The organism is Polaromonas sp. YR568, from assembly GCF_943369415.1.
Classification (GTDB): Bacteria; Pseudomonadota; Gammaproteobacteria; order Burkholderiales; family Burkholderiaceae_C; genus Polaromonas.
In genome coordinates this window covers 1-21,092 of sequence record NZ_CALRNF020000033.1, presented here as the reverse complement: position 1 = coordinate 21,092, position 21,092 = coordinate 1, and the positions used below count along the sequence as shown (strand labels likewise).

The following is a 21,092-nucleotide window of genomic DNA, read 5'->3' as shown; positions in this document are numbered from 1 at the left end:
GCTGTAGCCTAGGCGGGATAGACCGCGCCCAGCACCCTCAAGCCCCGCGCGCCCGTCACGCTGGGCAGGTTGCCGGGCCGGCCCAGCACCAGTTGCCGCGCCAGCCACGCGAATGCCGCCGCTTCCACCTGCAGCGGCGGCAGGCCGTGCTCATCGGACGTGCTGACGCGCAATGACGGCAAACCGGCCTGCAGGCGCGCCAGCAGGTGGGTGTTGAAGGCGCCGCCGCCGCAGACGATCAGCGACTCGCTGTCTTTGCCGTAAACATCGACGCCCAGGATGCAGGCCCTGGCGGTGAATTCGGTCAGGGTGTTCTGGACGTCCTCGGGCCGTTCGGCCGCAAAAGGCTGGAGCTTGCCCGCCAGCCAGTCCAGGCTGAACAGGTCGCGGCCCGTGCTCTTGGGGATCGGCTGGGAGAAATACGGCTCGTCGAGCAGGCTGGCCAGCAGCGCGGGCAGCAGCTCGCCGCTGGCGGCCCAGGCGCCGCCGGCGTCATAGGGCTGGCCGGTGTGCTGCCGGCACCAGGCATCCATCAGCGCATTGCCCGGCCCGCAATCGAAACCCAGCACCGGCGAGCCCGCCGCTTTCGGCAGCACGCTGAGGTTGGAAATGCCGCCCAGGTTGAGCACGCACACCGCCGCACCAACGCGGCCGAAGACGCCCTGGTGAAAAGCCGGCACCAACGGCGCGCCCTGCCCGCCCGCCGCCACGTCGCGGCTTCGGAAATCCGCCCCCACGGTGATGCCCGTGAGTTCGGCCAGCAGGGCCGGGTTGTTCAGCTGCAACGTGTAGCCCGCGCCTGCGGGTTCGCTGGATGTTCTTTGCGGCTGGTGCCGCACCGTCTGGCCGTGCGCGCCTATGGCCTTGATGTCCAGGGGCGAGATGCCTTGCGCCGCGGCCTGGGCCAGCAGCGCGGCGACGACCTTGGCATAGACCGCGGCAATCCGGTTGCCGGCCAGGGCGGCGCGATGCAGTTCGTTGTCGGTGGGCGTATTCAGCGCGAGCAACTCGGCGTGGAAGGCATCGCTGAAGGGCTCGGTGGCGGCGGCGAGGACGCGCAATTTCTCACCGTCAAACGCCACCAGCACGCCGTCGGCGCCGTCGAGTGAAGTGCCTGACATCAGGCCAATGTAGTAGTCGAGCATTGGCCTATTTTGTCGCAGTGAATCAATCAACCGTCCTAGCCAGCCAATCAACCGTTCGGGCTGAGCTTGTCGAAGCCCTTTGTTTGCCCTGGCAGCCCTTCGACAAGCTCAGGGCGAACGGGTACTTATTCAGCGCGCGTCTGGGTGATCGTCGATGCGGCCAGCAGTTGGGTTTTCACACCCGCAGCAAGTTGCTTGAACGCCGGCATGGCGGCCGTGGACACCGGAATGGTTTCGCTCTGCTTGGCGATGGTCATCGGGTCTTGCTGCGTGCCGTTGACGCGGAATTCGAAATGCAGGTGCGGGCCGGTGGCCCAGCCGGTGCTGCCGACCAGGCCTATGGTCTGGCCCTGGCTCACGTTCTGGCCTTTTTGCACGAGCAGCTTGCTCAGGTGGGCGTAGACGGTTTCATGGCCGTTGCGGTGTTTGACGAAGACCACGTTGCCGTAGCCGTTCTGCACGCCGGAAAATTCCACCACGCCGTCGCCCACGGTGCGGGCAGGCGTGCCGGTGGGCGACGCGAAGTCGGTGCCCAGGTGGGCGCGCCACTTTTGCAGGATGGGGTGAAAGCGCATCGAAAAGCCGCTGCTGATGCGCGAGAACTCGACCGGCGAGCTCAGGTAGGCGCGGCGCAGGCTCTGGCCGTCGAGGGTGTAGTAGCCGCCCTTGTTGGCGGCGCCGGTGGCGTCCGCGCCCGGGGGCTGGAACCACATGGCCTGGTAGGGCTTGCCGGCGTTGACGAACTCGGCCGACAGCACGCGGCCGGTGCGCAGCGGCTCGCCGTCGGCTTCCAGCGATTCATAGACCACGTTGAAGCGGTCTCCCTTGCGCAGCGCGCGGCGGAAATCGATGTCACTGGAGAAAATCTCGGCGATCTGCACGGCCACGCCGTCGGGGATGCGGGCGTCGTCGGTGGCGGCGAACAGCGAGGTCTGGATGCTGCCGCTTGAAAGGCGCGCGGCGGCCACGTAAGGGGCTGTCTCAATCCGCGACGTGAAGCCGGCGGCACCACGTTCAACCACGAGGCGCTTGAACATGGTTTCGTCGTCGGTGGGCCAGCGCATGCTGAGCTTGAGCAGCTGCTGGCTGTCGCTGGCCTCGACGGTCACGTTCTTGCCGGCGCGGCCCGCAAGCAGGTTGCGCGAGTTCGCGTCGCTGCGCAAAAAGGCGGCAGCCGCGCTGTCGTCGATGTTCAGGCGCTTGAGCAATGAGTCGGCGGTGTCGCTGCTGCGGGTGCTCTCGGTGCGGAACAGCTTGAAGCGGAAGTCGCTGAGCGAATCGGTCTGGCCCTGCGTGGGCAGGGCCTCCACCGCTTCAAGCACCTGGCGCACCGGCAGGTCGGCGGCGTCGGGTGCCATGGGCGCGACGCCGAAAGCGGTGACACCGGTGCCCAGCAGCAGGGCTGCAAGGGTGGCGGTGACCCGTTTGGGGTGACGGCGCAGGGTGTTGGCGAGGGGAAGCAGTACCTGGGAGGGGGATGGCAGTTGCAAAGCAAAATTCCCAACAAAAATGCATCGGGCGCTGCGGGAGCACCGGACTGCTGTATAAAACATGGAGAGCTTTGGTGGCCGGCCCTGATGCAGGGGTGGGGCCGGAGCCATCCAGACGATGTGGTTCCTGATCAGCAATTTGCAGGCCAACTAAAATGGCCCGCTGGATGCAGGAGAACCGCCAGTATATCTGTCGGACAACACCCCGACATGTGAAAAACCCTTATGAATCAAGCGCTTGTTACAAAATACCCCGTCACCGACCGTGTAAAGATGGCCTTGTCGGTCACCTTGCGGGGCTGCGAGGAGCTGATCCCGGAAAACGATTGGATACAAAAACTGGCCAAATCCGAGGCCACCGGCGTTCCGCTGCGCATCAAACTGGGCCTGGACCCGACCGCGCCTGACATTCATGTCGGCCACACCGTGGTGCTGAACAAAATGCGTCAGCTCCAGGATCTGGGCCATACAGTCATTTTTCTTATAGGCGATTTCACCAGCCTGATCGGCGACCCTTCGGGCCGCAACAGCACGCGCCCGCCGCTCACGCCCGAGCAGATCAAGGTCAACGCCGAAACCTACCGCGCGCAGGCCGACAAGATCCTGGACCCCTCCAAAACCGAGCTGCGCTACAACAGCGAGTGGAGCGAGCCGCTGGGCGCGACCGGCATGATCCAGCTGGCGTCGCGCTACACCGTGGCCCGCATGATGGAGCGCAACGACTTCAACGACCGCTTCAAGGCCGGCACGCCCATCAGCGTGCATGAGTTTTTGTACCCGCTGATGCAGGGCTACGACTCGGTGGCGCTCAAGAGCGACCTCGAGCTCGGCGGCACCGACCAGAAGTTCAACCTGCTGATGGGCCGCCACCTGCAGCAGGAATACGGCCAGGAGCCGCAGTGCATCCTGACCATGCCGCTGCTCGAAGGCCTGGACGGCGTCGACAAGATGTCCAAGAGCAAGAACAACTACATCGGCATCAGCGAAGACCCCAACACCATGTTCGCCAAGGTGCTGTCGATCTCCGACGTGCTGATGTGGAAGTGGTACACGCTGCTGTCCTTCAAGAGCGAAGCCGACATCGCGGCCCTGAAGGCCGAGGTGGAAGGCGGGCGCAACCCCAAGGACGCCAAGGTGGCGCTGGCCAAGGAAATCACCGCGCGCTTTCACTCGGCCGCCGCGGCCGACGCCGCCGAGCAGGACTTCATCAACCGCAGCAAGGGCGGCGTGCCCGATGAGATTCCCGAGGTGTCGCTGTCGGGCGCGCCCATGGGCATAGGCGCGCTGCTCAAAGCCGCGGGCCTGGCGCCTTCGGGCAGCGAAGCCACGCGCCTGATCGACGGCGGCGGCGTGCGGGTGGATTCCAGCGTGGTGAGCGACAAGGCGCTCAAGCTGGCGGCCGGCACCTATGTGCTGCAGGTCGGCAAGCGCAAGTTCGCGCGCGTGACGCTGGGCTGAGCCCCAGCCGCCTCACCGCCCGCTGACTTGGCTGATTAACGCACCTCGACGGTGACGCGCCGGTTGCGCGGCTCGTCGACCTCGTCGGCCGTCGGCACGGCCAGGTCGCGCTCGCCGCGGCCGGCGGCTTCGATGCGCGCCGCCGGGAACTGGCGCTCCGCCAGCATCTGCCGCACCTGTTGCGCCCGCTGGGCCGACAAAGCGTCGTTGCTGAGACCCGAGCCCACGGTGTCGGTGTGGCCGGTGATCACCACGTCGCCGCCGCTGCGGGCCAGCGCCGCGGCCAGCACCTCTTCGAGGACTTTCTGTGACTCGGCCGTGAGCACCGTGCCACCGGCATCGAAATACAGCGTGTAGCGCTGCGGCCTGGGCGGCGCCATCTCGAACAGCGCGCGGTTTTCCGCCTGCACCTTGGCCGGGTCGGCCTGGTCCACGGTGGGAGCGCCACTGGCACCCGAGGCGGCGGTGGCGCGCTGGTAGGGTTGGGACAGGACAGCCTCGGCACCCGGCCCGGCCTTGGCGCGCACCACCACGGCGGACGGCGCACCGCCTTCCTGCGGCAGCAGCACCACGCGGGCGCCCGGTGTGGAACAGCCCGCCAGCAGCAGGGCAAGCGCCACAGGCATGCAAAGGAAAAGACGGGCGCTCATGGCTGTTCGTCCGCTTGCACGATGAAATCCGTCCCGCGAACACCAACGAAGGCGAACTGGGTTTCGATGCGCACCGCTTCCGGGTGCGCCTTGCCGAGCAGGCCGGTGATCATGCGCAGCGAGCCCTTGAGCAGCGCTGCCAGCAGCGTGCCCTCATGGGTGGTCATGTCGAAGCTGAAGGCCTTGAGTTCCATCTGCGAGGACGGCCCGACCACCAGCGTGGTGCCGTCACGCAGCACCACGCTGGCGGCGGAGTCGGGGCCGGTCGTGATGCGCCCGCCGGGCAGCAGCGCGTCGCCGGCCTGGGCCGGGCGCGCCGCGGCGCCGGCGGCTTCCTGCAACTGCACGCTGCCCTTCAAGGTTTTGACGAAACCGGCTTGCCGGGCCACCACCTCGACGGGGGCCGGCACAGCGGCGGCGGTTGTGGCGTTTGCCGCTTCGGGGACGGGTGGCGGCGTGACGGCCGACGGGGCCTGCGCGTGCGCGCCGGCCGCGGCCAGCGCCAGGGCAGTGGCTGCTATCAAATGTGTGTAGGTCATTGTTATTACTCCGGCGGCCATTGTCGCATCGGCGACCGGAGTTTGCAGGCGCCGTGCCGCCGGCTCTCAGGGCGCCGGTGTGGCCAGCGGCTTGCCTTTTTCCACGACGTACACGCCCACCAGCTTGACAGGCACGGCGGCGTTGTTGTGCGCGTCATGCACCACGCCGGCCGGTACAACAAAGGACTCGCCGGCCTTGACCTGGCGCGGCGGCTGGCCGTCGATCAGCAGGGTGGCCTCGCCTTCTAGCACATAGCTGATCTCGTCGCCCGGGTGGGTGTGGCGCCCGGCCTTGGCGCCCGGCGCCACATCGACGCGGGCCACCACGGCCTCACGGCCGGGCACGGAGACGTCGGCCTTGCCGACCAGGGTGCGCGTGAGGCCCGAAGCCTGCGCGAACAGGGCGCCGGCCGAGACGGCCAGCACGGCGCCCAGCACCAGGGTCACGCTGCGTTGTTGGATGTTCATGGTGTTTCCTCAGGAGGTAGTTCAAGGTTGTGGGGCCGATCGCGCGCAGGGACTGCGGCGCGCACCCATGCTAGCGGCCGCGCCGGGCGCCGGCCTTGGGAACAACCCTTGCGTCACCACCGTCGTACACAATGGCGGCATGAGCACGATCGACCTCCAGGCCCTGACGCCGCAGCGCATGCTGCTGGCCTCGGTGGCCGTGGCGGTCGTCACCATCATCCTCAAGACCGCGGCCTGGTACGTCACCGGCTCGGTGGGCCTGCTGTCGGACGCGATGGAGTCCTTCGTCAACCTGGCCAGCGCGGTGTTCGGCGTGGCCATGGTCACCATCGCGCAGCGGCCCGCCGACGACGACCATCCCTACGGCCACCACAAGGCCGAATACTTTTCCTCAGGCTTTGAAGGCGCGCTGATCATAGGCGCGGCCGCGGCCATCATCTGGGCGGCGACCCATCGCATCTTCAACCCGCAGCCGCTGGAAAAAATCGGCTGGGGCCTGGCGCTGTCGGTGGTCGGCTCGGCCCTCAACGGCCTGCTGGCCTGGGTGATGTTTCGCGCGGCCAGGGCGCACCGCTCCATCGCGCTGGAGGCCGACGCCAAACACCTGGTGACCGACGTCTGGACTTCAGCGGGCGTGGTCGTGGGCATGGGCGCCGTGATGCTGACCGGCTGGCTCTGGCTGGACGCCGCGGTGGCCATAGGCGTGGCGATCAACATCCTGTGGGAAGGCGGCCGGCTCGTGTGGCGCTCCTCGCAGGGCCTGATGGACGAAGCCGTGGAGCCCGAGGTGATGGCCGAGATCCAGAAGGCGCTGGACGGCTTTGCGCACCACACCATCCGTTTTGACCATCTCAGCACACGCCGCGCAGGCCGGCGGCGTTTTGTGGACCTGCACATGCACATGCCGGCCGACTGGTCGCTGGGGCGGGCCGCCGCGGTGCGGGCCAGCGTCGAGCAGGCCCTGATGAGCGCGGTGCCCGGCCTGCGCGCCACCATCCAGTTGCTGCCCAGCGACGTGGAAGCGCATTTTGGCGACGAGTCCGACCTGATCTGACAGCCTTGTGTATTCCCGCCCGATAATTTCCCAGCCCCTTCATTGCCCAGGAGTTTTCATGAAACGCATCTCGCTTCTCGCCCAGGCCTTTGCCTGCGTCCTGACCGCCGCCACGGCAACCGGCGCCGCCGCGCTCGACACCCACCTCGCCGTGCTCAGCGCCGGCGCCATTGAGCCGGGCCTGAAGGCCGCGGCCGCCGCGTTTGAGAAGCAGAACGGCCACAGCGTGAAGATCACCTTCAACACCGCACCGGAACTGAAAAAACGCATGGACGCCAACCCGGCCTTCGACGTGGTGATCGCGCCGCCGGCCGTCATCGGCGAATTCGCCGCGGCCGGCAAGCTGGCCGAGACGCGCGCCAACGTCGGCCGCGTCGGCATGGGCGTGGCGGTGCGCGACGGCGCGCCCGCGCCCGACATCGCCAATGCCGAGGCGCTCAAGCGCTCGGTGCTGGCCGCGGATTCGCTGGTGTTCAACCGCGCGTCCACCGGCCTGTACCTCGAAGGCCTGCTCAAGAAGATGGACGTCTACACGCAGGTCGAAGGCAAGACCACGCGCTACCCCGACGGCGCCGCCGTGATGGAGCACGTCATCAAGGGCAAGGGCAACGAGATCGGCTTCGGCGCGATGACGGAAATCCTGCTCTACCAGGGCAAGGGCCTGAAGTTCGTAGGCCCGGTGCCGGCCGAAGTGCAGAACTACACCTCCTACACGGCCGCGCCGCTGGCCTCCGGCAAGCAGCAGGCCTTGGCCCAGGAGTTCGTCAGCTTCCTGTCGGGCCCGGTAGGCAAGCCGCTGTTCGTCGCGGCCGGCGTGACCGACTGATGAAGGCGCTGCTGCAGCGCGTGGCCGAGGCCCGCGTGGTGGTTGCCGGCGAGACCATAGGCCGCATAGACGCCGGGCTGCTGGTGCTGGTCTGCGCAGAGCGCGGCGATGCCGAGGCGCAGGCCGACAAGCTGCTCGCCAAGATCCTCAAGCTGCGCATCTTCTCCGACGAAGCCGGAAAGATGAACCTCAGCGTGCAGGACGTCAAGGGCGGCCTGCTCGTCGTAAGCCAGTTCACGCTGGCCGCCGACGCCTCGGGCGGAAACCGGCCCAGCTTCACCGGCGCGGCGGCGCCCGACGAAGGCCGCCGGCTCTACGACTACTTTGTGGCCCAGGCGCGGACGCTGCACCCGCAGGTGGAAACCGGGCGCTTTGCCGCCGACATGCAGGTGCACCTGGTCAATGACGGGCCGGTGACCATTGCGCTGCGGATCGACCCGGCAGCGTGATGGATACCGCTGAGGTATAAAACCGCAGATGAACGGGCGGCAAGCGACTTCTTGCGGCTCTCCCCAAAACCACAAATCCTCCAGGTCACCCATGATTCGTTTTGTTGTTGCCACGCGCTCCAGCTTCAAAGACTTTTTTACCGGAACCGCGCTGGGCCGGTCACTGGCCCTGTATTACCCCTTGGGCGGTATTCAGGTGCGGGTGTTTGAGAGCAACACGGCAGGGTTGCCGTCGGTCTACAACCAGGCCATCGAGGAGGCGCGGGAACAGCCCGCGCTGCTGGTCTTTTGTCACGACGACTTGCACCTGTGCGATTTTTTCTGGGGCGACCATTTGCGGGAAGGGCTCGCCAAATACGACGTCATCGGCCTGGCCGGCAACCGGCGCCGCGTGCCGCGCCAGCCGGGCTGGGCGTTTGTGGATGACAAATTCACCTGGGACGACAAGGAAAACCTGAGCGGCGTGGTGGCACACGGCGATGGTTTTCCCTCCTCGAACCTGAGCGTCTTCGGCCCTTCGGGCGTGCCGGTCAAGCTGCTGGACGGTTTGCTGCTGGCCTGCGACAGCCGGCTGATGATCGATAAAAACCTGCGCTTTGACGAGCGCTTTGATTTTCATTTCTACGACCTCGATTTCTGCCGCGAGGCCGAACGGCTGGGGCTCAGCATGGGCACCTGGCCGATTTCGGTAGTGCACGAAAGCGGCGGCGGCTTCGGCGGCCCCTCCTGGAGCGCCGGTTATGCGGCTTACCTGGACAAGTGGAAGTCCTGAGAACGGGATTTCAGCGATAGGGGTTTTTAAAACCCAGGCCCGCCAGGATGCGAATCTCTTGCGCCTCCATCGCTTCGGCGTCGTCCTCGCCGGTTTCGTGGTCCCAGCCCTGGGCGTGCAGCGTGCCGTGCACCAGCAGGTGCGCGTAGTGGGCCTGCAGCGTCTTTTTGTTGTCTTTCGCTTCTTGCGCCACCACGGGCGCGCACAGCACCAGGTCGGCGGTGACCACCGGTTCCTGTGTGTAGTCAAAGGTCAGCACGTTGGTGGCGTAGTCGCGCCGGCGGTAGTCGCGGTTCAGCGCCTGGCCTTCTTCGGCGTCCACGATGCGCACGGTGATCTCGCCGTCATGCGCCAGAGCATGGCGTATCCAGCGGGCCACGCTGTGGCGCGGCAGGGCGGCGCGGTGGCGCGCGGCGTTCTTCAGGTCGCCGAACTGCAAAGACAGGCTCAACTGCTTAAGAGCCATTTCGGCTCCGGGCGCTGGTGCGGCGTGCCGGTGCGGGTTCGGCGCCTTCCTCGACGGGTGCGGCCAGGCCCGGGGATTTGTCGTAGGCGTCCACAATGCGCGCCACCAGCGGATGGCGAACCACGTCGGCGCTGGTCAGCCGCGTGATGGCGATGCCCTTGACACGCTTGAGCACACGCTCGGCGTCCACCAGGCCGCTGAGCTGCGTGCGCGGCAAGTCGACCTGGCTCACGTCGCCCGTCACCACCGCCTTGCTGCCGAAGCCGATGCGGGTCAAAAACATCTTCATCTGCTCGGGCGTGGTGTTTTGCGCCTCGTCAAGGATGACAAAGGCGTGGTTCAGCGTGCGCCCGCGCATGAAGGCCAGCGGCGCGATCTCGATCTGCTGGCGCTCAAAGGCTTTCTGCACGCGCTCAAAGCCCATCAGTTCGTGCAGCGCGTCGTACAGCGGGCGCAAATAGGGATCGACCTTCTGGCTCAGGTCGCCCGGCAAAAAGCCCAGGCGCTCGCCGGCCTCGACCGCCGGTCGCGTCAGCACGATGCGCTGCACCGTGCTGCGCTCCAGCGCGTCGACCGCGCAGGCCACGGCCAGGTAGGTCTTGCCGGTACCAGCCGGGCCTATGCCGAACGTGATGTCGTGCGTGGCGATGTTTTCCAGGTAGGTGCCCTGGTTGGTGGTGCGGGCGCGCAGGTCGGCCCGGCGCGTGGACAGCGCCGCAGTGCCATCGGGCGCGATGCTGAGCGCGGTGTCGCCGGCCAGCATCAGCTGCACGGTTTCGGGCTCTATCGGCCGCTGGGCGATTTCGTACAGCGCCTGCAGCACCTCCAGCGCCTGCGTGGCCTTGACCTTGGTGCCGTCGATCTTGAACTGCTCGAAGCGGTGCGCGATCGTCACGTCCAGCGCCGCCTCGATGGTGCGGATGTGGCTGTCCATGGGGCCGCACAGGTGGCCCATGCGGGTGTTGTTGGGCGGCGTGAAGGTGTAGCGAAGGATCAAGGACGGGCTTTCCTGAAAAAAGGCCACCGATGGGCCCAATACCGGCGACGGCGCCGGCCGGAACACAATTGTCCGCCCAAACAGCCGACTGTGTGCGGCTGATAAGATTTGCCCATGATTGGAAGACTCTCTGGCCAGCTGGCCGAAAAAAATCCCCCTGAAATCCTGGTGGATTGCAACGGCGTCGGTTATGAAGTGCTGGTGCCCATGAGCACCTTCTACAACCTGCCCGGCCTGGGCGAAAAAGTCAGCCTGCTGACGCATTTTGTGGTGCGCGAAGACGCGCAAATCCTCTACGGCTTCGGCAGCGCCACCGAGCGCGCGGCCTTCCGCCAGCTCATCAAGATCTCCGGCGTGGGCCCGCGCACCGCGCTCAGCGTGCTCAGCGGCATGAGCGTCGAGGAACTCTCGCAGGCCGTGACCCAGCAGGAAGCCGGCCGCATCATCAAGGTGCCCGGCATCGGCAAAAAGACCGCCGAGCGCCTGCTGCTGGAACTCAAGGGCAAGCTGGGCGCCGACATCGGCGTGCATGTCAGCATCGCCAACGACGCCCAGTCCGACATCCTGCAGGCCCTGGTGGCGCTGGGTTACAGCGACCGCGACGCCGCGCTGGCGCTCAAGGCCCTGCCCAAGGACATAGGCGTGAGCGACGGCATCAAGCTGGCGTTGAAGGCATTGGCGAAATAACCCCCGACATGAGCATTCAAACGGACGACTTCTCCCCCGGCGACTTCCCGCCCGCCAAGCGCGTGATGTCGGCCGCGCCGGCCTCGCCCGGCGAGGAGGCCATCGAGCGCGCCCTGCGCCCCAAGCTGTTTGACGAGTACGTGGGCCAGACCAAGGTGCGCGACCAGCTCGAAATTTTCATAGGCGCGGCCAAGAAGCGGAAAGAAGCGCTGGACCACGTGCTGCTGTTCGGCCCGCCCGGCCTGGGCAAGACCACGCTGTCCCACATCATTGCGCACGAACTCGGCGTGAATTTGCGGCAGACCTCGGGCCCCGTCCTCGAAAAGCCCAAGGACCTGGCGGCGCTGCTGACCAACCTGGAAAAGAACGACGTCCTCTTCATCGACGAAATCCACCGCCTGAGCCCCGTGGTGGAAGAAATCCTCTACCCCGCGCTGGAGGACTACCAGATCGACATCATGATCGGCGAAGGCCCGGCGGCGCGCAGCATCAAGCTCGACCTGCAGCCTTTCACGCTGGTGGGCGCCACCACGCGCGCCGGCATGCTGACCAACCCGCTGCGCGACCGCTTCGGCATCGTCGCGCGGCTGGAGTTCTACACGCCCGACGAGCTCGCGCGCATCGTCAGGCGCAGCGCCAAGCTGCTCAACGCGCCCATGGACGAGGAAGGCGGTTTTGAAATCGCCCGCCGCTCGCGCGGCACGCCGCGCATCGCCAACCGCCTGCTGCGCCGCGTGCGCGACTATGCCGACGTCAAGGGCACCGGCCACATCTCGCTGGACATCGCCAACAAGGCGCTGGCCATGCTGGATGTGGACCCGCAGGGCTTCGACGTGATGGACAGAAAACTGCTGGAGGCCGTCATTCACAGGTTCGACGGCGGGCCGGTGGGCCTGGACAACATCGCCGCCAGCATAGGCGAGGAACGCGACACGATCGAGGACGTGATCGAGCCTTATTTGATCCAGCAGGGCTACCTGCAGCGCACGCCGCGCGGGCGCATCGCCACCCTGGCCGCCTACCGCCACCTGGGCGTGGCGCCGCCGGTCAGCGGCAACGACATGTTTAACGCCTGAACATGGGACAGTGGGTGGCCTTGTCGGCGGCGGCAGACCCCCAGGCGGCCTGGACGAAATCCCCCGCCGGGCAGCGCTTCTTCAATTCAACGGGGCTGGGCGTGACGGTGGCCTTCTTGCTGGCCTATGCCCTGAGCGGCGTGGTGTTCGGCTACCTGCCTGTGTTTGTGCTGGAGGGCTTCGCCATCCTGCAGGGAACAGCCGCATGGGTTGGCTCGGCCGGGACTATCTCCCTGGCGCTGGGATGGGCCACGCACCTGGTGCAGCGCCACTGGTCAAGCGCCTCGCCGGTCACCTGCACGACGTTTCGCTACATCTGCTACATCGCCGTGGCCACTTGCGTGTGCCTCGTCGCCCTTGCGGAGCTGTCCGGCGGCCCCCTCTCCAGGCTGCGATGGAACGGGCTGGCTCCCGCGTCCGAATGGCTGCTTGCGCCCTTGCCCTGGGTATGGCGCGAACTGGCGCCGCTGGGCTCGCCCAAAGTGACGGGAAAGCTTTTTTTCGCGGGCGGCGCGGCGCTGGCGCTTGCATTTTTCTTCCTCAAAGCCGTCGAGCGGCCGAGGGTGTTTGTTTTTTTCCTGGGCATGGCAGCCTGCATCACGGGGTTTTATTTTCTGGGCGACGCCGCGTTGGACTACGGCGCGGCGCGCGGCCTGCCCGGCGCGTCACCGGACTATGCGAAAGAATTGAACACCAACCCCGGCCGCTACAACGCCTGGAACTTTTTGTCCTGGCTGGGGGCGCTGGCCTGCCTGGCCTATGGCGTGCTCATGGTGTCCATGGCCTTGGTCGTCCAGGCCGCGAATGTCCGGGCCACGGTTGTACGATCATGACGCGCCGCTTTGGTTTCGCGCTGTGTTTCAACCCTCCGGGCCGCCTGCCCGCTTCAGCCATACCTGCCCACTTCCCCATGCCGATTCCGTTTTCATCGCCATCCCATCGCCTTGGGGCAGGCGCCGCCGCCCTGGGGCTGGCCTGCTGGCTGGCAGGCTGCGCGACCACCGGCAATCCGCCCACGGCGCGCACGCCCAACCCGGCGGTGCCGCTGGCGGCCACGTCCAGCTTGCCGGAATTCCCTGAGCTGTTCCGCCAGATGAGCAAGCTCTACGCCGACCACCCGCAGGCCCCCGCGATGCAGGAAGGCGACGGCATGGGGCAGAAGATCTCCATCGCGCGCGTGCGCAAGCCCGGCGCCCTGGACGCGCTGCAGGCTTACCGCGCGCAGGGCGTGCACGGGCGCGTGGTGGTGATTTCGCTGCTGGATGCCGAGGGCAAGCTGCTCGATGCGCGCGTGCTGTCGTCCACGCATGCCGAACTCAACGAGGCGGTGCTGCAGTCGGCGCGCGAGGCCGAGTACCGCGGCGGGCGCGTCAACGGCAAGGCCGCGCCCATGTATGCGGTCTACGGGGTGAACTTCTAGGGCACTGGCGCCAGGGCGGAGCCGGCGCCTCAGGTCAGCGCGCCGCGCGCGTCGACCGGGAAGATGCGCTGCACGGTGCCGCTACGCAGCCCGCCGGTCACGCCGATCATCACGTCGTGCAGGTTCACGGTCGGGTCGCAATGGCCGGGGATCAGCCACAGCATGCGGCCCAGGCCGGGCAGGCGCTTGCTGTCGCCGGCGGGCCGCAGGATGCCGTGCTCGTCGCCGCCGTTGAAATACTCGAGCTCGCTTTCGGTGTCGAAGGCGTGCACCAGCGGCAGGCCCGAATCGATGGCGTGGCTTTTATGGCCGGCGTCGCACACGGCATGGCCGCCGTGCGTGCTGACGACCTGGGTCTTGACGAAGAGCGCGTGCTCAAACTGCGGCTGGGCCGGGTCGCGCTCGTTTTTCGCGTAGTCGGCGTCCATGAACATGAAGGAGCCCGCCTGCAGCTCGCCGTAGACGCCGCTGAAGGCTTCCAGCATCAGGCTGCCGGTGCCGGCGCCTGTCACCAGGTCGACCGTGACGCCCTGGGCCTCGATCAGCTTCTTCGTCAGCACCACGTCCTCGACGGCCTTGGCGATGGCCTCGCGCCGTTCCTGCGCGCTGCGCATGTGCTGGGCCTTGCCGTGGTAGGCCTGCAGGCCGGCAAAACGCAGGGCCGGGTGTTTGCGGATTTCCAGCACCAGCGTGACGGCCGCGGCGCCGGGCTCGACGCCGCAGCGTCCCTGGCCGACGTCGATCTCGACGAAGACGTCGATCACGGTGGCGGCGCCGGGGGTGCCGGCTTTGTCCTTGTTGTTGATGCGCGCCTCGGTCATGGCCTGCGCCAGGCGGATCACGCCCTCGGTGCTGTCCACCGCGATGGCGAGCTGGCCGCCCTGGGCCGCGACTTTCTGGGCAAGCGCGGCCACGCGCGCCAGCTTGGCGGGGGCGATGACTTCATTGCTGATGTAGATGTTGAAGACACCGCCGGCGGCCATGATTTCGGCTTCGGAGGTTTTCTGCACGCACACGCCCACCGCGCCGGCGCGTATCTGCATCTTGGCCAGCGTGACACTTTTGTGCAGCTTGGCGTGCGGGCGCCAGCGGATGTTGTGCTTTTTGGCGAACTCGGACATGCGCGCCAGGTTGCGTTTCATCGCATCCATGTCGATGACCAGGGCGGGTGTGTCGATGTCGTTGACCGGCTTGCCGATCAAGTCGGTCAGGCGGGAAGGCGAAGTGCTCATGGGATCCGTTGCATCTCTTGTGTTATTTATTCTGCGCTCAGCGGGTCGCGGGCGGGGCCGTCCGGAAGGGTGCCGGAAATTGCGCTGTCGTCCAGTGTGCCATCGTCCAGGTGCTGGGTGTCGGCCCAGCCGACGAGCGTAAAGCCTTCGGGGGTCCAAAGGAGGCGGTTGATGGCCGCATTGCCGAGTTGCCAGGTGCGCGGCGCCTGGATGTCCAGCCGCGTGGCGGCGCGATAAAGCACGTCCATCACGCCGCCGTGGCCGACCAGGGCGATCAGCTCGCCCGGGTGGGCGGCCGCCAGGCGCTCGGCCGTGGCGACCACGCGGCTGCGCAGCGCGATCAGCGACTCGCCGCCGGCGGGCGCGAATTCCGGGTCGCGCTTGCGCCAGCGCAGGGACTGGTCGGGCAGCAGGGCCTCGATCTCCGCGAAAGTCTTGCCTTCGAAGTCGCCGAAGCCGCGCTCGCGCAGGCCCTCCTCACGCGTCACTTCCATGCCCTGGATGCGGGCCAGGTACTGCGCGGTTTCCCAGGCGCGGGTCAGGTCGCTCGCGTAGATGGCGCTGATGGGCTCGTCGGCCAGCGCCAGCGCCATGCGCTCGGCCTGCTTGCGGCCGGTTTCATTGAGCGGGATGTCCAGGTGGCCCTGGATGCGGGTGTCCACGTTCCAGGTGGTCTCGCCGTGTCGAATCGCAATGATGCGCGTGGTTTCCATGCTCACCTTGATATTTCAACGTTGATGCGGCGCATGCCCGGCGGCGGCTGCGGAAAGCCGCGCAGGGCCGAATCCAGCATGGCGGGCAGCACGGCCAGGGTGTCACCCCATACGCCGTCGTGCAGGGCCCGCGTCTCAAAAGCGACCTGGTTGGTCCGCAGGTCGCGCATCACGAGGCTCAGGTCGCGCTTGAAATAAGGCGGCTCCGCAATCCCGCCGCCGATCGGGAAGGACAGGCCGACCGAGGCGCCGCGGTTCCCGCCGCCCACGAACACACCGCTGCCAAACCCGAAACCGCCGTAGGGACCGTAGTCATAGGGCCAGCGTTCAACGATCTGGGTGTTGGCGACGATCTGCACGCTGTACCGTGCGGCAGGCGGATTGAACTCCAGCCCCACCTTGGCCAGGGCGTTGCGCGCCACGCCCTCGATGGCGTCCTGGGGCGAGCCCACAAGCTGCTGGGAGGGCAAGCGCTCAAAACGGTAAGGCGTACCCGGCGCGGGGGGCGGGCCGTTCCAGTTGTAAAAGGCGGTGACGTCGCTGTCGACCACGCGAACCGTGGAGCAGCCGCTCATGAAAAGCACCAGGGCGGCTATGGAAAAGATGGTGGTAAATGCGCGCTTCATAAGACCTCCACGGTGAAAATTATCTGGAAGATCAGCGGGATTGAATGCCGATCACGGAAGCGCCGGGCAGGCGTGCTTCCTGGAACTCCTCGGCGTCGAAGGCCTTGTCGCCGTCGGCGTCGGCCACGCCGGTAGCCTTGATGCCCTTGAAGTCGTGGCGCTTGTTGTCCATCAGGTGCGAGGGCACGATGTTCTGCAGCGAAGCGAACATGTTCTCGAGGCGGCCGGGGAATTTTTTCTCCCACTCGCGCAGCATGTTGCCGACCTGCTTGCGCTGCAGGTTTTCCTGGCTGCCGCACAAGGTGCAAGGGATGATGGGAAATTCGCGCACCTGGGCCCAGCGCGTCAGGTCTTTTTCCGTGACGTAGGCCATGGGGCGTATCACCACGTTCTTGCCGTCGTCGCTGACCAGCTTGGGTGGCATGCCCTTGAGCTTGGCCGCGAAAAACATGTTGAGGAAAAAGGTCTGCAGCATGTCGTCGCGGTGGTGGCCCAGCGCGACCTTGGTGCAGCCGAGTTCGCCGGCCACGCGGTACAAAATGCCGCGGCGCAGGCGCGAGCACAGCGAGCACAGCGTCTTGCCCTCGGGAATCACGCGCTTGACGATGCTGTAGGTGTCCTGGTTTTCGATGTGGAAAGGCACACCCAGCTTGCCCAGGTACTCCGGCAGGATGTGCTCGGGAAAGCCGGGCTGCTTCTGGTCGAGGTTGACGGCCACCAGCTCGAAGTTGATGGGCGCGCGCTTTTGCAGCTTGAGCAGGATGTCGAGCATGGCGTAGCTGTCCTTGCCGCCCGAGACGCAGACCATGACCTTGTCGCCCTCTTCAATCATGTTGAAGTCGACGATGGCGCGGCCGACCTCGCGGCACAGGCGTTTTTCGAGCTTGTGGTCCTCGCGCTCTATCTTCATGCTGTTCTGCACGCGCGCGGAGCTTTCCTGCTGCTCGTACTCCGCCACCGCTTCTTCCCAGACTGCGCTCATATCACTTGCTCCCATATTGCTCACCACTGTCCCGTCTCGACGCGAATGGCCACTTCGCAGTCGTCAAAAATTTCAAGTTTCGCGATCTTCACGCGCACGCCCAGCACGCCGGGCAGTTGCATCAGGCGGTGCGCGAGTTTGCCGATCAGGCTCTCCAGCAGGTTCCTGTGCTCCGCCGTGCACTCGCTGATGATGATCTGGCGCACCTTGCGGTAGTCCAGCACGTGGTTGATGTCGTCGTCGTGCGGCAGCAGCGGCTGCGTGCCCAGGTTCAGCTCGGCATCGACCTGGATGGGCTGCGGCGCGGTTTTTTCGTGGTCCAGGATCCCCAGGTTGGCGTCAAAGCGCAAGCCGGTGAGGTTCAGGATTTGGGTGCCCCGGGGTGTGTACATGGCGCCAGTTTGTGATGGGTGGAATAAGGGGTGTGTCAGCCGTTGCCGCGGGTTCACATCAGCGAAAAATCGCGCTCGAACTTCATCAGGTGCTGGCCGCCGTCCACCAGCAGCGTGGTGCCGGTGATGGAGCGGTTTTCCAGCGCGAACTTGACCGTGGCCGCGACGTCGGCGGGTGTGGAAGAGCGGCCCAGCGGCGACAGCTTGTGGCGCGCCTCGAACTGCGCGTCGCTCAGCAAATGGCTGGTCAGCGTAAGCCCGGGCGCCACGCCGACCACACGCACCAGCGGCGCCAGGGCCAGCGCCAGCATGGTGCCGGCCGCTTCCAGCGCGGCCTTGGAGAGGGTGTAGCTGAAGAAATCGGGGTTCTGGTTCCAGAGCTTCTGGTCCAGCAGGTTGACCACGGCGCCCTGGGTGCCCTCGCCGCCTTCGCCGCTTTGATCGCCGCGCCCCGCGATGTGGGCGTGCAGCGCCTGGGCCAGCAGCACGGCGGCGCCGGTGTTGCTGTGCAGGTGTTTGTCCAGGGCCGCGAAGCCGAAGCTGGCGGCGTTGTCTTCTTCAAAGGTGGAGGCGTTGTTGACCACCGCGTCGACCCGGCCCATGCGCGCCACCACGGCCGGCAGCAGGCCGCGCACCGCAGCCTCGTCGCCCAGGTCCGCCTGGAAGGCCGCCGAGGCGCCGGCGAGTTTGGCGCAGTCGGCGACGGTTGCCATCGCCTCGGCTTCAGAGCCGCGGTAATGCACCGCCACCTGCCAGCCGCCTGCCGCCAGCGCCAGCGCGATCTCGCGCCCCAGCCGCCGCGAGGCGCCGGTCACGAGGACCACGGGGAAAGAAGACGGGGCTGGGTTCATGGGCGGGCGTTTGACGTCAAAAATGGGGCCGAAAGGAGGCGGGGCGCGGAATGAAGGGGCCGGGATGATCGCCGACAATGGCCGGTGGTGACCCCTATGACCCCGACGACGAATACCCCCATTTTACCGACCGCCCTCTCCGCCCACATTGCCAAGGCCATTGAGGCCGCCGGCGGATGGCTGGGTTTCGACCAGTTCATGGCACTGGCCCTCTACACGCCGGGCCTGGGCTACTACGCCAACGACTCGCGCAAATTCGGCCTGATGCCCGGCACGGGCAGCGATTTTGTCACCGCGCCCGAACTCTCGCCGCGCTTCGGCCAGGCCCTGGCGCGACAGGCCGCCCAGGCTTTGCAGGGGACCGGCACGGCCGAAATCTGGGAGTTCGGCGCCGGCTCGGGCGCGCTGGCGCAGCAGGTGCTGGATACCCTGGAGACGCTGGGCACGCAGCTGGAGCGCTACACCATCGTCGATTTGTCGGGCAGCCTGCAGGCGCGCCAGCGCGAACGGCTGGCCCATTACGGCGACAAGGTGCAATGGGCGACGGAGCTGCCCCCTGCCATGCGCGGCGTGGTGCTGGGCAATGAGGTGCTGGACGCCATGCCGGTCAAGTTGCTGAATCGCCTGCAGGGTGTCTGGCATGAACGCGGCGTGGTGGTGCATGGGGACTGCTTTCTTTATGCCGACCAGCGCACCGACCTTCGGCCCCCGTTTGAGGTGGAGGGCGAACACGACTACCTCACCGAAATCCACCCCCAGGCCGAAGGCTTTGTCGCCACGCTGGCCGACCGGCTGGAGGCCGGCGCCGTCTTCCTGCTCGACTACGGCTTCCCCGAGCACGAGTACTACCACCCGCAGCGCAGCATGGGCACCGTGATGTGCCACCGCGGCCATCTGGCCGACGCCGATGCGCTGGCCGAGGTGGGCAGCAAGGACATCACCGCGCACGTCAACTTCACCGGCATCGCCCTGGCCGGCCAGGAGGCGGGGCTGGAGGTGCTGGGCTACACCAGCCAGGGTCGCTTTTTGCTCAACTGCGGCCTGGTCGACGGCATGGAAGACGCGCCGCTGGAGCAGCGCGTCATGGTGCAAAAACTGATCGCCGAGCATGAGATGGGTGAGCTGTTCAAGGTGATCGCTTTTGGCGCGAAAGGCCAACCGGTCTGGGAGCCCATGGGATTTTCTGCGGGCGACCGTATGCATACTTTGTAGCACCCCCGTCGGACGCTCACTTCGTGTAGCGCCTTCCCCCCTCAAGGGGACGGCCTGCGGTCTGGCAAAGCCAGTCCCGCGGCCCCCACTCGTGGTGCCTACTGAACTCTTAAACCCAGCATGAGCCGCAGAACCGGCTTTGCCGGGCCGCAGGCGGGCGGCCCCCTCGGGGGCCGCGCATTACACGAAGTGAAAAAGCGTGGGGGCTAAACTACCCCAATGATCCGCTGGTTCATCGTCATCTTCCTGGCCCTGATGCTGATCAGCTGGTTCAGCCCGCTTTTGCAGAAGCTCGGCTTCGGCAAGCTGCCCGGTGACCTGCGCTTTCGCCTGTTCGGGCGTGAATGGTTTATTCCGCTCACCACCACCATCCTGCTGAGCTTTATCGCCAGCCTGCTCGCCAAACTCCTTTAAGGAAGAAATCTCCGCATGAAAGCCTGCGTCGACCTGGGAGGCACCAAGATCGCGGTCAGCCTGATCGCCACCGGACAGGAACTCAGCCTGGAGCAGGCCGCGTCGGCCCTGCAGTCGCGGCATGTGGAACCCACCGAAAAAGAAGGCCAGCCCGACACCGTGGCGCGCCAGGTGCTGCGCATGCTGGCCAGCGCGTGCGAAGCCGCCGGCGTCCGCGAGCAGGACATCGAAGCCGTCGGCGTGTCGTCCTGCGGCCCCTTTGTCGCCGTGGACGGTATGCTGGAAATCTCCAACCCCAACATCTGCGGCGGCATGGCCGGCCCGGCGCGCGGCTTGCCCAACGACTGGGTCAGCGTGCCGCTGGAGGCGCCGCTGCGCAGCCGTTTTGCCGACAAGCTCCGCCTGGAAAACGACGGTGTCGGCGCGCTGCAGGCCGAGCGCCGCTGGGGCGCGCTGCAGGGCTTCAGCCACTGCGCCTACGTGACCTGGAGCACCGGCATAGGCTTCGGCCTGTGTGTGGACGGCCGTATCCTGCGCGGCAAACACGGCAACGCGGGCCACGCGGGCCACACCTTTGTCAGCGACAGCAGCGACGCGCTGTGCGGCTGCGGCAACAGGGGCGACCTCGAAGGCGTTGTGGCCGGAAACGCCATCGCAAGGCGCTTTGCCGGCGCGGGCTATCCCGGCGCCTCCGCGCTGTTCGCCGCCGCGCAGTCAGGCGACGCGGCCGCCAACACCATCGTGGACGAGCTGTGCCGCGTCATGGGACGCGGCCTCTACAACCTCGTCGCCACACTGGACCTGGAACGCATCAGCATGGGCGGCGGCGTCTTCTGGAACCACCGCGACTACCTGCTGCCGCGCCTGAGTGCGCAGATCCACGGCAAGCTGCCCGCGTTGACGGATGAGTTCGAGTTGGTGGCTGCCGGCCTGGGGGAGAGGGTTGGGGATTTTGGGGCGTTGGCGTTGGTAAGTTGAGGTTGCCGGGTCTTGCGCCGGCTTGCGCGCTTGCTTCCTCGGCATAGGCTTGCTGGCCGGGAGTGGCCCGGCGGCCAGTAACTTTCTTTTGCTTCGCCAAAAGAAAGTCACCAAAGAAAAGGCGACCCTGGTTGCTGCGTCCCCTGCGCTTCGCTCCGGGGCAACCTGTGGTGCTCGGTCCAGACGGGGTCAAAA

Annotated in this window: 25 protein-coding genes; 12 read left to right on the top strand and 13 right to left on the bottom strand. The window is 66.6% G+C overall.

Features of this window, described 5'->3' with window-relative positions; genetic code table 11:
* Positions 1–8: 8 nt before the first annotated feature.
* Positions 9–1,145 (bottom strand): anhydro-N-acetylmuramic acid kinase, encoded by a 1,137-nt coding sequence (locus ACLV74_RS19335; protein ID WP_411881041.1) that lies wholly within the window; start codon positions 1,143–1,145, stop codon positions 9–11.
* Positions 1,146–1,270: 125 nt separating this feature from the next.
* Positions 1,271–2,635 (bottom strand): peptidoglycan DD-metalloendopeptidase family protein, encoded by a 1,365-nt coding sequence (locus ACLV74_RS19330; protein WP_411881040.1) that lies wholly within the window; start codon positions 2,633–2,635, stop codon positions 1,271–1,273.
* 225 nt (positions 2,636–2,860) lie between these two features.
* On the opposite strand from ACLV74_RS19330, the gene tyrS reads away from it, so the two are divergent.
* The gene (tyrS, locus tag ACLV74_RS19325; protein ID WP_411881039.1) at positions 2,861–4,093 is read left to right on the top strand and encodes a tyrosine--tRNA ligase; all 1,233 of its coding nucleotides are present in this window, start codon (positions 2,861–2,863) and stop codon (positions 4,091–4,093) included.
* A 35-nt stretch (positions 4,094–4,128) separates the two neighbouring features.
* Here tyrS and ACLV74_RS19320 read toward each other — a convergent pair whose 3' ends face one another.
* The 3 genes from ACLV74_RS19320 to ACLV74_RS19310 form a co-directional block, all read right to left on the bottom strand.
* Positions 4,129–4,743 carry an OmpA family protein gene (locus tag ACLV74_RS19320; RefSeq protein ID WP_411881038.1) on the bottom strand — a complete coding sequence of 205 codons (615 nt, stop codon included), beginning with the start codon at positions 4,741–4,743 and terminating at the stop codon, positions 4,129–4,131.
* A complete protein-coding gene (locus tag ACLV74_RS19315; RefSeq protein ID WP_411881037.1) occupies positions 4,740–5,282 on the bottom strand; it encodes a FecR domain-containing protein in 543 nt (180 codons plus the stop codon). Before ACLV74_RS19315 ends, ACLV74_RS19320 begins: the two co-directional genes overlap by 4 nt.
* A gap of 66 nt (positions 5,283–5,348) precedes the next feature.
* Positions 5,349–5,750, bottom strand: a complete 402-nt coding sequence (locus ACLV74_RS19310; RefSeq protein ID WP_411881036.1) for a cupin domain-containing protein — start codon at positions 5,748–5,750, stop codon at positions 5,349–5,351.
* A gap of 139 nt (positions 5,751–5,889) precedes the next feature.
* On the opposite strand from ACLV74_RS19310, the gene ACLV74_RS19305 reads away from it, so the two are divergent.
* The 4 genes from ACLV74_RS19305 to ACLV74_RS19290 all read left to right on the top strand — a co-directional run bounded on the left by ACLV74_RS19305 (position 5,890) and on the right by ACLV74_RS19290 (position 8,851).
* Positions 5,890–6,804 carry a cation diffusion facilitator family transporter gene (locus ACLV74_RS19305; RefSeq protein ID WP_411881035.1) on the top strand — a complete coding sequence of 305 codons (915 nt, stop codon included), beginning with the start codon at positions 5,890–5,892 and terminating at the stop codon, positions 6,802–6,804.
* 58 nt (positions 6,805–6,862) lie between these two features.
* Positions 6,863–7,630, top strand: coding sequence for an extracellular solute-binding protein (locus tag ACLV74_RS19300; RefSeq protein ID WP_411881034.1), 768 nt, complete (start codon positions 6,863–6,865; stop codon positions 7,628–7,630).
* Positions 7,630–8,079: a D-aminoacyl-tRNA deacylase gene (gene dtd / locus ACLV74_RS19295; RefSeq protein ID WP_411881033.1), complete on the top strand. Its 450-nt coding sequence runs from the start codon at positions 7,630–7,632 to the stop codon at positions 8,077–8,079. The genes ACLV74_RS19300 and dtd overlap by 1 nt, the downstream gene beginning before the upstream one ends.
* A gap of 91 nt (positions 8,080–8,170) precedes the next feature.
* Positions 8,171–8,851: a glycosyltransferase gene (locus ACLV74_RS19290; RefSeq protein WP_411881032.1), complete on the top strand. Its 681-nt coding sequence runs from the start codon at positions 8,171–8,173 to the stop codon at positions 8,849–8,851.
* A 10-nt stretch (positions 8,852–8,861) separates the two neighbouring features.
* Here ACLV74_RS19290 and ybeY read toward each other — a convergent pair whose 3' ends face one another.
* Positions 8,862–9,317, bottom strand: a complete 456-nt coding sequence (gene ybeY / locus ACLV74_RS19285; protein ID WP_411881031.1) for an rRNA maturation RNase YbeY — start codon at positions 9,315–9,317, stop codon at positions 8,862–8,864.
* Positions 9,307–10,314, bottom strand: coding sequence for a PhoH family protein (locus ACLV74_RS19280; protein WP_411881030.1), 1,008 nt, complete (start codon positions 10,312–10,314; stop codon positions 9,307–9,309). Before ACLV74_RS19280 ends, ybeY begins: the two co-directional genes overlap by 11 nt.
* A 114-nt stretch (positions 10,315–10,428) precedes the next feature.
* Between ACLV74_RS19280 and ruvA the strand changes: the two genes are divergently transcribed.
* The 4 genes from ruvA to ACLV74_RS19260 all read left to right on the top strand — a co-directional run bounded on the left by ruvA (position 10,429) and on the right by ACLV74_RS19260 (position 13,497).
* A complete protein-coding gene (gene ruvA, locus ACLV74_RS19275) occupies positions 10,429–11,001 on the top strand; it encodes a Holliday junction branch migration protein RuvA (RefSeq protein WP_411881029.1) in 573 nt (190 codons plus the stop codon).
* Positions 11,002–11,009: 8 nt separating this feature from the next.
* Positions 11,010–12,077: a Holliday junction branch migration DNA helicase RuvB gene (gene ruvB, locus ACLV74_RS19270; RefSeq protein ID WP_411881028.1), complete on the top strand. Its 1,068-nt coding sequence runs from the start codon at positions 11,010–11,012 to the stop codon at positions 12,075–12,077.
* 2 nt (positions 12,078–12,079) lie between these two features.
* A complete protein-coding gene (locus tag ACLV74_RS19265; RefSeq protein ID WP_411881027.1) occupies positions 12,080–12,910 on the top strand; it encodes a hypothetical protein in 831 nt (276 codons plus the stop codon).
* Positions 12,911–12,987: 77 nt separating this feature from the next.
* Positions 12,988–13,497 carry a TonB family protein gene (locus ACLV74_RS19260; protein WP_411881026.1) on the top strand — a complete coding sequence of 170 codons (510 nt, stop codon included), beginning with the start codon at positions 12,988–12,990 and terminating at the stop codon, positions 13,495–13,497.
* 29 nt (positions 13,498–13,526) lie between these two features.
* Here the strand turns inward: ACLV74_RS19260 and ACLV74_RS19255 are convergent, their stop codons facing one another.
* Genes ACLV74_RS19255 through ACLV74_RS19230 form a run of 6 tightly spaced genes read right to left on the bottom strand, consistent with a single transcriptional unit; the run spans position 13,527 to position 18,293 of the window.
* Entirely contained in the window at positions 13,527–14,729 is a 1,203-nt protein-coding gene (locus ACLV74_RS19255; protein WP_411881025.1) for a DSD1 family PLP-dependent enzyme, read from the bottom strand.
* A gap of 26 nt (positions 14,730–14,755) precedes the next feature.
* On the bottom strand, positions 14,756–15,442 hold the full coding sequence (locus tag ACLV74_RS19250; protein WP_411881024.1) for a histidine phosphatase family protein: 687 nt from the start codon (positions 15,440–15,442) through the stop codon (positions 14,756–14,758).
* Between the two features lie 2 nt (positions 15,443–15,444).
* A complete protein-coding gene (locus ACLV74_RS19245; protein ID WP_411881023.1) occupies positions 15,445–16,068 on the bottom strand; it encodes a DUF4136 domain-containing protein in 624 nt (207 codons plus the stop codon).
* A 31-nt stretch (positions 16,069–16,099) separates the two neighbouring features.
* The gene (gene ttcA / locus ACLV74_RS19240) at positions 16,100–17,050 is read right to left on the bottom strand and encodes a tRNA 2-thiocytidine(32) synthetase TtcA (protein ID WP_411881022.1); all 951 of its coding nucleotides are present in this window, start codon (positions 17,048–17,050) and stop codon (positions 16,100–16,102) included.
* 20 nt (positions 17,051–17,070) lie between these two features.
* A complete protein-coding gene (locus ACLV74_RS19235) occupies positions 17,071–17,442 on the bottom strand; it encodes a dihydroneopterin aldolase (RefSeq protein ID WP_411881021.1) in 372 nt (123 codons plus the stop codon).
* A gap of 53 nt (positions 17,443–17,495) precedes the next feature.
* Positions 17,496–18,293: an SDR family oxidoreductase gene (locus tag ACLV74_RS19230; RefSeq protein WP_411881020.1), complete on the bottom strand. Its 798-nt coding sequence runs from the start codon at positions 18,291–18,293 to the stop codon at positions 17,496–17,498.
* Between the two features lie 96 nt (positions 18,294–18,389).
* Here ACLV74_RS19230 and ACLV74_RS19225 point away from each other — a divergent pair, with 96 nt between their 5' ends.
* The 3 genes from ACLV74_RS19225 to ACLV74_RS19215 all read left to right on the top strand — a co-directional run bounded on the left by ACLV74_RS19225 (position 18,390) and on the right by ACLV74_RS19215 (position 20,897).
* On the top strand, positions 18,390–19,505 hold the full coding sequence (locus ACLV74_RS19225) for a class I SAM-dependent methyltransferase (RefSeq protein WP_411881019.1): 1,116 nt from the start codon (positions 18,390–18,392) through the stop codon (positions 19,503–19,505).
* Positions 19,506–19,724: 219 nt separating this feature from the next.
* Complete coding sequence (locus ACLV74_RS19220; protein WP_411881018.1) at positions 19,725–19,919, top strand: DUF2905 domain-containing protein; 195 nt, start codon at positions 19,725–19,727, stop codon at positions 19,917–19,919.
* Between the two features lie 15 nt (positions 19,920–19,934).
* On the top strand, positions 19,935–20,897 hold the full coding sequence (locus ACLV74_RS19215; RefSeq protein WP_411881017.1) for an ROK family protein: 963 nt from the start codon (positions 19,935–19,937) through the stop codon (positions 20,895–20,897).
* Positions 20,898–21,092 lie beyond the last annotated feature (195 nt).